Origin of the sequence: Cupriavidus sp. SK-4 (assembly GCF_000611125.1) — a bacterium.
Lineage (GTDB): Bacteria > Pseudomonadota > Gammaproteobacteria > Burkholderiales > Burkholderiaceae > Cupriavidus > Cupriavidus necator.
The window spans coordinates 1-9,862 of sequence record NZ_JFJW01000005.1 but is presented as its reverse complement, the minus strand read 5'-3'; the positions used below and the strand labels follow the sequence as shown (position 1 = coordinate 9,862).

At 58.8% G+C, this 9,862-nt stretch carries 9 protein-coding genes, 1 tRNA gene and 1 pseudogene; 4 read left to right on the top strand and 7 right to left on the bottom strand.

The window, feature by feature from the left end; translation table 11 throughout:
- Nucleotides 1–81: 81 nt before the first annotated feature.
- Nucleotides 82–456 (bottom strand): hypothetical protein, encoded by a 375-nt coding sequence (locus tag CF68_RS01615; protein WP_013959253.1) that lies wholly within the window; start codon nt 454–456, stop codon nt 82–84.
- 395 nt (nt 457–851) lie between these two features.
- On the bottom strand, nt 852–1,052 hold the full coding sequence (locus CF68_RS35840) for a hypothetical protein (protein WP_080569644.1): 201 nt from the start codon (nt 1,050–1,052) through the stop codon (nt 852–854).
- A 351-nt stretch (nt 1,053–1,403) separates the two neighbouring features.
- Here CF68_RS35840 and CF68_RS01610 point away from each other — a divergent pair, with 351 nt between their 5' ends.
- Complete coding sequence (locus tag CF68_RS01610) at nt 1,404–1,607, top strand: cold-shock protein (RefSeq protein ID WP_013954359.1); 204 nt, start codon at nt 1,404–1,406, stop codon at nt 1,605–1,607.
- A gap of 108 nt (nt 1,608–1,715) precedes the next feature.
- On the opposite strand, the gene rpoD is transcribed toward CF68_RS01610, so the two are convergent.
- Together rpoD and CF68_RS36910 are read right to left on the bottom strand one after the other, a co-directional pair.
- A complete protein-coding gene (rpoD, locus tag CF68_RS01605; protein ID WP_235205638.1) occupies nt 1,716–3,746 on the bottom strand; it encodes an RNA polymerase sigma factor RpoD in 2,031 nt (676 codons plus the stop codon).
- A 13-nt stretch (nt 3,747–3,759) separates the two neighbouring features.
- Complete coding sequence (locus CF68_RS36910) at nt 3,760–4,005, bottom strand: hypothetical protein (RefSeq protein WP_152548435.1); 246 nt, start codon at nt 4,003–4,005, stop codon at nt 3,760–3,762.
- A gap of 503 nt (nt 4,006–4,508) precedes the next feature.
- Between CF68_RS36910 and CF68_RS01600 the strand changes: the two genes are divergently transcribed.
- The 3 genes from CF68_RS01600 to CF68_RS01590 all read left to right on the top strand — a co-directional run bounded on the left by CF68_RS01600 (nt 4,509) and on the right by CF68_RS01590 (nt 5,887).
- Nucleotides 4,509–4,976, top strand: coding sequence for a hypothetical protein (locus CF68_RS01600; RefSeq protein WP_035815581.1), 468 nt, complete (start codon nt 4,509–4,511; stop codon nt 4,974–4,976).
- A 106-nt stretch (nt 4,977–5,082) separates the two neighbouring features.
- A tRNA-Ile gene (locus tag CF68_RS01595) sits at nt 5,083–5,161 on the top strand.
- Between the two features lie 411 nt (nt 5,162–5,572).
- Nucleotides 5,573–5,887: an H-NS family nucleoid-associated regulatory protein gene (locus tag CF68_RS01590; protein WP_035815580.1), complete on the top strand. Its 315-nt coding sequence runs from the start codon at nt 5,573–5,575 to the stop codon at nt 5,885–5,887.
- Nucleotides 5,888–6,478: 591 nt separating this feature from the next.
- On the opposite strand, the gene CF68_RS01585 is transcribed toward CF68_RS01590, so the two are convergent.
- From CF68_RS01585 to ligD, 3 genes and pseudogenes are all read right to left on the bottom strand, one after another.
- Nucleotides 6,479–7,294, bottom strand: a complete 816-nt coding sequence (locus CF68_RS01585; protein WP_035815577.1) for a tetratricopeptide repeat protein — start codon at nt 7,292–7,294, stop codon at nt 6,479–6,481.
- Nucleotides 7,291–8,184 carry a Ku protein gene (locus CF68_RS01580; RefSeq protein WP_035815576.1) on the bottom strand — a complete coding sequence of 298 codons (894 nt, stop codon included), beginning with the start codon at nt 8,182–8,184 and terminating at the stop codon, nt 7,291–7,293. Before CF68_RS01580 ends, CF68_RS01585 begins: the two co-directional genes overlap by 4 nt.
- A gap of 31 nt (nt 8,185–8,215) precedes the next feature.
- A pseudogene (gene ligD, locus CF68_RS01575) lies at nt 8,216–9,382 on the bottom strand (DNA ligase D); the annotation flags it as partial.
- Between the last annotated feature and the right edge of the window lie 480 nt (nt 9,383–9,862).

Sequence of the window (9,862 nt, the reverse complement as noted above, 5' to 3'; positions counted from 1 at the left end):
ACCTCAACACACAAGAAATCTGACAGGCTCGTGCTTCCCTACAGCGAACCGTTCATTGTCAAGAGGGCAGACCGCACCAGCTTACTCTGCCCACTGTGCATCCACCTCCCTCATCAAGTGCCCCGCGAGAATATAGTCCCCCAACTTCGCCGCCTTTGCCTCCAGGCTCTCTAGCTCATCTGCTGGCAAGTTGTTGAGCTCAAATTGACAGTACAGATTCCGCTGCCGGAACGTTGTCTTTGGTCGCAATAGGCCGGCAACGAGCGCAGCCGGCGAGCGGACTGCGATGTTTTCGTGCCCGCGATACTCGACGCGTATCCCAACCTTCTGGCCGAGCCTGCCGAGTTCAACAGCATCCTGCCAACCTGACTCGTAGTCCAACTCGACCACCGTTACTCCCTCTGTCTCCAGGAGCTTCAGTGCCTCCCCTCTGGTTCCAGCTCGAGCTGTCGCCATTCTGTCCTCCGCGCGCGCGGGCGTACGCGTATTTGCCAGCCGCAAACAGGGCGTGTGGCTATTCGTACGCTTCTTCGGCCCTGGTCCTATATTGCATGGCAGCATTGTAAGGGGGCAGCTTCGTTAGCTTGCGGATTTCGGTGAACGTGATCAGCGGTTTCGGTGAACGTGATCAGGGAAGGAAGGTGGTACTGCGCGATCAGAAGAATGTAGCGTAGGTAATTTACGGTGCCGAATCAGGGATTCGACGACGGACGATGATGGCTGACATGGGCCGGCTACCGCCGTTGCGCTTCCGCCATCCCCGGTCGACAACGGTTAGCCGCAGCATACGGACCAAGAAGTGCATGGGGCCGGCGTTGGCGGGACACGGCGATAGGGCACGAAACGAAGTCTTACCGAATGCTTCGCACGGCTTCGAGCATGGAGTGTCCTTGACTCGTCAGGCGGGGATAAACATTGCCGCTATCATGCCCGTGCTCCATCGTGACCAGTTTGTGGGCCAGCAAGCCGTCCAATTGATCTGGTTCGAGATCATCGATATCTTGCGCATCGCCAAGCAGTAGTAGCGCGGCGATTTCGTGCGGACTTAGCATGGCGGCCTCCTTTGCCGGCGATTGCCGGGGTCGGAAAATGGAACCTACGACAGCTGGTCCGTGGATCGAATTCCACGAGGACGATGATGAGAACGGCAGTGAATGCATCGGTGCGAGGGACGCGCAGGAAGCGCACACCGGGCATTTACCGTAAACTCTTTTGTCGCCGGAATCAAGCGACGCGTGTGTTGCGTCGCAGCAGGGTCAATCAATGCACCGGGGCATTTAAAGGCTGGTGAAGCCTTGACCAAGGGATTGTCGGCGACGGCCCACCGTGATACAAGATAGCCGCACATTTGGCGCAGGCCGGTGGCGTCGTCTACAACTAGTCTTCCTTGGAACATTCAGAACATGGCAACAGGTACCGTCAAGTGGTTTAACGATGCAAAGGGTTTTGGGTTCATCACGCCGGACGACGGCGGCGATGACCTGTTCGCGCACTTCTCCGAAGTTCAGGGAAATGGCTTCAAATCACTTCAGGAGGGCCAGAAGGTCAGTTTTGAAGTCAAGCAAGGTCCCAAGGGGAAACAGGCAGCGAATATCAAACCGCTATAAGAATTCCGCGCCGCAAACGCGTCCTGTCAGGGCAGCGATCGGGCGATGCGTGATCGCTGCGGGGCTGAAGTAGGGCGTCGAAAGGGGGCGCGTACTCCTCGCCTTTGCTCAGCGCTCAAGAAAGGGCCTCAACTTGCCAGCGCGACCGGGATGCATTAGCTTGCGCATCGCCTTGCTTTCAATCTGACGGATCCGCTCGCGGGTCACGTCGAACTGCTTGCCGACCTCTTCAAGCGTGTGGTCAGAGGTCGTATCGAGCCCGAATCGCATCCGCAGGACCTTGGCCTCGCGCGGCGACAACTCGTCGAGTGCCTCATCGATCGCGGTGCGCATGTTCGCGTGAATCGCGGCCTCAGTTGGTGAACTCGCAGAGACATCCTCAATCATGTCACCGAGCGTCGCGTCGGCATCGTCGCCCACAGGGGTCTCGAGCGAGACAGGTTGCCTCGCGATCCTGAGGATACTGCGCACTTTTTCCTCGGACATCTCCATGCGCTCCGCGAGGATAGCAGGATGCGCTTCCTGTCCCGTCTGTTGCAGGAATTCGCGCGAAATCCGGTTCAGCTTGTTGACCATCTCGATCATATGCACCGGCACACGAATGGTGCGCGCCTGATCAGCAAGCGCGCGCGTGACGGCCTGACGGACCCACCAAGTGGCGTACGTCGAAAACTTCCAGCCGCGCCGGTATTCGAACTTGTCCACCGCCTTCATCAGGCCGATATTGCCTTCCTGGATCAGATCCAGGAACTGCATGCCGCGGTTCACGTATTTCTTGGCAATTGAAATGACAAGACGAAGATTCGCTTCGATCATCTCCCGCTTGGCCTGCCGCATTTTCAACTCCGCGGCAACCATCTGGCGGTTGATCTGCTTGAGCTGCTGGAGTGGCAGCGAGACCCGTGCCTCGATCTCGATGAGTTTCTGCTGCCCGGCCTGAATGGCCGGCAGATGTCGCTCAAGCGCCGTGCCAAATTGCCGCGAAGTCGCCGCCATGCGGCTGGTCCATGTAAGTTCGGTCTCGTGGCCCGGGAACGACTCAACAAACGCATCGCGTGGCATGCCGCAACGGTCGACGGCGATCTCCAGGATTCCGCGTTCGATCGCACGAACCTCAGTAATCTGTGCGCGCACACTGGCGCACAGGCGGTCGATGGTTCTGGCCGTAAAGCGGATCGGCGCCAGTTCGCGCTGGATCGCCGAGCGCAATTGCGCAACGGCCGCGGAACGGGTTTTGCCAGTAACGGGTACATCCGGCAACTGCTCGAACAGTGCACGCACGCGCGCGAAAACCGCAAGACTGTCGCTCGTGAGTTGTTCGAGGCGGGCCGCGTTCGTTGTCTCCGGATCGCCGGCGTCCATTTCAACGTCGTCACGGTCTGGGTCATCGTCGGAGGCGTCTGCTTTCACTTCAATCTCTTCGGACTCCAGCGTCATTTCGCTTTCGTTCACGTCGTCGCTGATGCCAGCGACCAGTTCGTCGATACGCAGTTCGCCGGCAACAATGCGGTCCGCATCTACAAGAATCGTGGACACGACCGACGGACACGTGGCGATCGCCTGAATCATGTCCTGCAGGCCGTCTTCGATGCGTTTTGCGATCTCGATTTCGCCAGCGCGGGTCAGCAGTTCGCGGGCACCCATTTCACGCATGTACATCCGAACCGGATCAGTAGTGCGGCCGAATTCGGAATCGACGGTCGACAGTGCAGCTTCCGCTTCCTCGTCCGCCTGATCGTCGGATGCCGCGGCGGCCGCGGCATCGTTTAGCAGGAGCGTCTCTGCGTCCGGCGCCTGCTCGTACACGGCCACCCCCATGTCGCTGAACGTGCCGACGATCGTCTCCATCGCAGCAGTTTGCGTAAAGTTGTCGGGCAGGTGATCGTTGATGTCCGCGTGGGTGAGATAGCCGCGCTCACGGCCAAGCGCGATCAGCGCGCGCATCTGGCGTTGACGCTCCTCCTCCTGGCGCGCCATTGACGCGATGTCCAGCGGTATTGTGACGGGCTGGGTCTTTTCCTTTGGCGCGCGGCGGCCGGCTTTTGAAGTAACCGCGATCACGCGGGACACTGAATTGTCGCGAACTGGCTTTGCCAATACATTCTCCTCGACAGGTTGGCCGACGATCGTCGCGGACATGACGGCAGGTCAATTAGCCTGTCGGGGTGCGAACGAAATCGTGGAATGACGCACGGACAGTCGAGGCCGGGATGCCTCTCGCGGAATCCGGTGTGCGCAGAATGGGGAACGTTAGATCATACTGGACGACGTTGTGCGACGCAATATTCGGTGGGTAGAGATGTTGCCCGAACTCGTCGAGGAAGGCCGAAAGATTCTCCTGTTCTCGCGGTTCACCAGCATGCTCGAGCTCGTTGCCACCGCGCTCGACGAGGCGCATGTCCCGTACCGGTGCTCACGGGCAATACCATCACCTGTTTCTGCGAAGGGCACGTCCGGAGATCGTCCGGACCGGCACCGTGCACCTTCGGATCACAAGCAAGATCCGCGTCTGGGGGCGGGAGCCGCGAAACGTAGGAAGTAGGGAAAGATCATAGGCGCAACACGCAGCGCACCAGCCGCTGCCACGCCAATGTGACACCGAACAATGCACCAAGGATCCAGCCAAAGGCGCCTTTGGCCAGGAAGCCACAGCCACCACCTAAAGTGAGCAGAATGGTCGAGGTAGTAGCCCGCTAGGACCAGGCCAAGATCGGCTTGCGTTTTGTTGTTTTGGCGAATGTACCAGATACCAATGAGAAAGCGGTGCGGAAGAGGGTGGCATCTCAGCCGTCGGCTGATCGCATCGGTTGGATGCAACTCAAAGAAGAAACTGAGCTCTATTATGTAACGCCACTCGTGCGGTTATACTCCGCGCTTCACTCACAACTATGAATAACCAACATAGTCGCAGCAACTAAAACGACACGGGTAAGTGCAATTGCCAAGGGCAAACCTGCCGCAAAGAAGCTAGTCGTGCCAACGAAAAAGGCCAGCGTGCTTGCCCGTGAGGCACAGGCAGCGAAGAAGCGCTTGCTAAAGCTGCGCGCTGACACGAAGAAGGCAATTGAAGCGGCTAAGCGCGAGGTTGCCCAGGCCGTGGAAGCCGCAAAGGCCGCGGCCCGCTTTGAAAAGCAATCCGCAAAGGACAAGCTCGCGGCGAAGAAGGCGAAGGCTGCAGGCGCCAAGAAGGCGACGGGCAACAAAACTGTCGCAACGAAAGCGGCCGCGAAGAAGGCCGCACCCGGTACCAAGGGCAAGGTCGCCGCGAAAGCAGCTCCGAAGGCGGCCGCAGTGAAATCTGCGCCGAAGAAGCGGGCTTCGGCGAAGAGGGCGGTTCCGCCTGTAGCATCGCCTGAAGCGTCGGCGTGATCGTTGTTTCGGCTGGTAACGCGATGTCGCCAACCAGCTGATTGATGACAAGATGCTGTGGAAAGCTGAGGCGTACGAACTTGGCGTCGGCTTTCCCCTTCCAATTGAGCCTTCAGCTCATGCTTAGTTAAAGCAGCGGACTCATAATCCGTTGGTGCCGTGTTCGACTCACGGGAGGCCCACCACGCAACCATTGGCTTCCATCCGTCAGGTTTGCTTCTTTAGCCTGGACTAGACCGGAGGTCTTGATGTGTCTTGGTAGCGACACTGCACTTTCTCTGACTGGTGCAATTCGCCCAGGCTATGTGGGAAGCCCAACCGCCGTCGCTCAACGTATATGAAGCGTCGCTGTGATGGGAATTGATGCAAACGCGTACCCGTTTCTGCGATCCGCAGCCGACGTCATCGGGTGCGAATGTCGCCCACCTTCACTTCAAGCCGACATCTATATGAAGTCCGCTTTGACGCTAACGCAAACAGTCCACGCGATTTCAATCAGCTATCAGCTTCATTCGTAAGTCTTAGAGGACGAATACCTTGCAGATGGTCTTTGGAATGCGTATAAGTCAATTGTGACTGAACAATCGGAGGCAAAAATGGCAACGTATCAGGATTTGTTAGCGCAGAAGCAAGCGTTGGAAGCCAAAATCGAAGAGGCGCGTTCGACTGAGGTCGCGGGCGTCATCGAACAGATTCGCGAGCTGATGGTTCGATATAGCCTGTCGCCGGAAGACGTGGCGCCGCGTCGTCGTCGGGGCCGGCTCGCAAGTACAGCGTCCGCGGCCACCGAGAAAGCACCGCTTCCGCCGAAGTACATGGATCCCAAAACCGGCAAAACCTGGTCGGGACGTGGCCGGACGCCGGCGTGGCTGGGCAAACGGCCTGAGCGTTTCCTTATCCAGCAGGAATGATCGATTGCACGCGCGTCGTCCCTTGAACGACGACGACTCAATCGACTCTCCACGAGACTGTGTGCATCGATGTGTCTCGACCGGTAGCAGAGAGCCGCAGAACGTCCATGAAGAAATCATCGGGCAACTGGTGAGTTGCCCGTGCCCAGTATCGTCCAGTCGTCTATGCTAGGCAATCGGCCTGTCCCACAAAGGGGCGCTCACCCGAAAAAAAGCCCGCGTCACCGGGGGCGGCGACGCGGACGGTAGCAGGACTGCCCGAGCATGATACGACGCCGCAAGAAATTCTTAAGTCTGAATTAAGCCAAAATTAACATCCATTTTCCCCGAGAGAAGGCTCCCACGGCACAATGGGAAAGTGGAGCCATCACTTTCAAGCGTGAAAATGACCTACGCATCTCTTGCTCCAAGTGATCTAAACGTTATTTTGGGAGGCGTCCCATTGGACGGGGTGGCCAGCCAGAAATGCCGCCCGAACGGCATCGCCGTCGCTCATGACGGCGTGGCACCAATGCCGCGGCTGGCCGCGCTCGATTGTCCGCTCTAGGAGGGCTGGTGACCGCTTGATCGAACGGCCACCCACTTGTGGCTTTATGGACGGTCGAGCTTCCGGAATGCGTTGAAATGCCGCAGCGCATTCTGGAAGTGGCCCAACTCCTGATGCAAACGCGCTGCGTTGTAGTGGGCATCGGCATCATCAGGCGCAAGTTCGATGCATCGTTCATATGCCGCCAGAGCTGACTGCAGGGCGCCGACATCCTCGCGTGCAACCCCCAGGTTGAAATGCAACTGCGGCGCGTTCGGAAGCACTGACAATGCCCCTTCATAGAGCCTGATGGCTTCGTCGAAGCGTTCTTGGTCTGCCAACATGCACCCAAGGTTCAGGTAGGCGTTCAGCATTCCTGGCGAGATCTCTAAGGCGCGTCGGTACGCCGCTTCAGCCGCATCCGCGTCGACAGGTTCAAGTGCATAGCCTCGCGCAAAGGCTTCCTCGGCGGTCGCTTGGTTGGCACGCGTTCGCGTTAGATCAACGACTCGCACATCGGCTTCATCCGGTCCGAACGCGATCAGACGTTGGCCGCTCTCGACAAGCCACGCGCCGTGCCGGTCCCATGCCGATATTTTTCCGTTGCTTGCGGAGATTCGCAGCGCCGATAGGTGCCGGTTCGGTGTGAGCCGTTCGAGACGACGCAGCGCCCGCAGAATCCGTGCGGGCGCAACGCTCGATCTGTGCAGAGATTCGGCGGTGCGAATCAGAACCACGTCCTGGAAAGAGAAGACGTACTGACCGCGTGGGCCTCGTGCAGGAGTAACCAGCCCGGCCGCTACCAGACTGGAGATCAGCCGGCGCGAAGCGCCCAGGCGCGTCTCCAAATCGCGCGTGGTCAGCCCTTCGCCGTGGTTCATGCCGACTTTTTGGTGTTGCGTCGGATCGGGGTCGGCTCAGAAGGCGCTGTGCCCCGCTTACCGGCTCTGCGGGAAGGTGACGGCTCGGCGGCCTTCGCTCTGCCCGCGGGCGCTCCCTTCTTGGACAGACTCGCGCGAAGTGCATCCATCAGATCGATGACCTGCCCGCCAGCGGTGACTTCAACCGGTTCGGGCGATACGATTTGCTTGCCGGCGATCTTCGCGTCGATGGCGGCGAGAATCCTGACTTTCTCCTCGTCCGTGTACTGGGCCGGATCGTATTGGCCTTCCGAGGCTTGCTCGATAAGCTGCATCGCCAACTTTAGCTCCGCATCTGAGACTGCCACTTCCTCGATATGCAGTTCGGCGATGTTGCGGACTTCATCCGCGAACAACAGTTGCTGGAACACCAAGCCGCCCTCGACCGGTCGGATCTGCACGATATGCGATTTGCCTTTCGAGGCCCACTTCGCAATGGCACAGCGACCGGTCTTCGACATGGCCTCGCGTAGAAGGCTGTACGGCTTACCGCCGCGCTTATCTGGAGCGATGAAGTACGCCTTGTCGTAATACAGAGGATCCACACTGTGCTCGGGAATGAACGCAACGATATCGACCATGTGGCTGGCGCTCTCTTCCAAGGCTTTGAGTTCATCGGGGGAGAACGTCACGAAGCGATCTTTCTCAAACTCGTAGCCCTTCACCATGTCTGCACGCTCGACAACCTTTTGGGTCTGCTCGGAAACGTACTGTTGTTTCAGCCGCGCGCCGTCTTTGCTCAGTAAGTTGAAGCGCACGGCAGAACTTGTCTCGGTGGCGGTGTAGAGCTTGACGGGGATGGACACCAGGCCGAACGACAGGGACAAAGAGGCGAGGGATCGTGCAGGCATTGGATACTCCACAGTACAGATGCGCCAGCATTCAGCCTAATCGTTCGATGGCGGCGGTCAAACTTTGGCGTGCCTCCCAGTAAGACTGCCAGGGATCCGCCACTTGGAAACTGAGGTATTCCCGGGCGTCGCGGATAGTCCACTGAGCGCCACTTTTCAGCTTGGTAAGCTGCTCCCAGGACACTGGCATGGAGACACCGAGCCCTGGCCGCGCTCGAGCCGAGAACGCGGCTGCGGTGGTTCGCGAGAAGCCGTTGCGCAGACAATCCACGAAAATCCGCCCCTTGCGGTTGGCCGCCCCAGAGCGGGCGGTGAAGCGCTGGGACAGGGTGACCGCCAAGTGCTTGACGGCGGCCCGCGAAAACGCCTTCACTTCATCGTAGGAACGCTGCGGCGCCAGTGGCACGGCGACGTGCAGCCCCTTGCCGCCACTCGTTTTCAACCAGGACTGCAGCCCCAGTTCATCCAGCAGCGTGCGCACCAGCATGGCGCCTTCGACCATCGTCTCCCATGCAATCCCTTCGCCAGGATCGAGGTCGAAAATGACTCGGTCGGGACACGCTATGTGGCGGGCCGTCGAATTCCACGTATGAAACTCAACCGCATTCATCTGGGCAGCGGCGACGATTGCTTCTGCCGAATCAGCAGTGAGTAATGCGGCATGGCCGGGCCAAAGGGATTGGGGTTGCTCGGTGAGGCCGGGCATCGCCGTTTCCGCGTGCTTTTGAAAGAACGTCGGCGCATCAATGCCATCCGGTGCGCGCACCAAGGATAGCGGCCGATCTTTGAGGTGGGGCAGCATCCGCTCCGCCACGCTCTCGTAGTAGCGAACCAGCTCGACCTTCGTGATACCTGTGGATTTGTCAATGACACGGTCCGGATTGGTGACCTTGATGGCGCTCACACCGTGCGGCGTCACGGTAGTCTGGATCGCCTCTCGCCGGATCGACTTAGCAGGATGATCGGCGCGCAGGCCTTTGAACGAGGCTTGACGCACCTGGCCTTCAGGGGTCCAATCGGAAAACTCGACTTCTGCAACGAGGGTGGGTTTTACCCAACGCACAGCGGCTTCTCGACCTCCACCCCATCGCCGGCTGGAATGCGCCTCCGTCGAAAAGGGACTTCGGTCAACCTCCAAGGCGGCCAAGCGCCTCCTGAGCTCTGTCGCCGTCGCGCTGTCCCAGCCGGTTCCAACGCCGGAACCCTTGGCGCCGGCAAACCTCGAGGCCTTGTTCTGGCGCTTTTTCAAGCCCGAGTTGCTCCATAAGGATGCCGGTTTCATGCCGCGGCTGTTGCTGTCAGAGGATAGTTACGTGAGCCGAGTTGTCAGCCTCATGCAGAGTGGTGGCGCTGGTCTCGAGCAGGAAGCGTTACTCGCGGGAGCGTAATTTTCAGCCGGATGTAACGGAATCCTGTGCACTTAGTGGACGTAAAGCAAAATTTCCGTGATCGCGTGCACAAAGTGCGATAGAGGCAGCACCAACCACAATGCAGATGGATGCGTCACGTTCAGTGCAGAGTTTTACATTCGAGCACTCACGGACCTGGCGCCGGCACTGCAAATGCATCTTGTCTAGACGAAGCGCTTCTGTTTGATGGTCATTTGATGACGTGATTTAACATAATGCAAATTATGCGAATGTGCCCTGTAAGGGCCAAACCAGAATGTCCGTCTTCA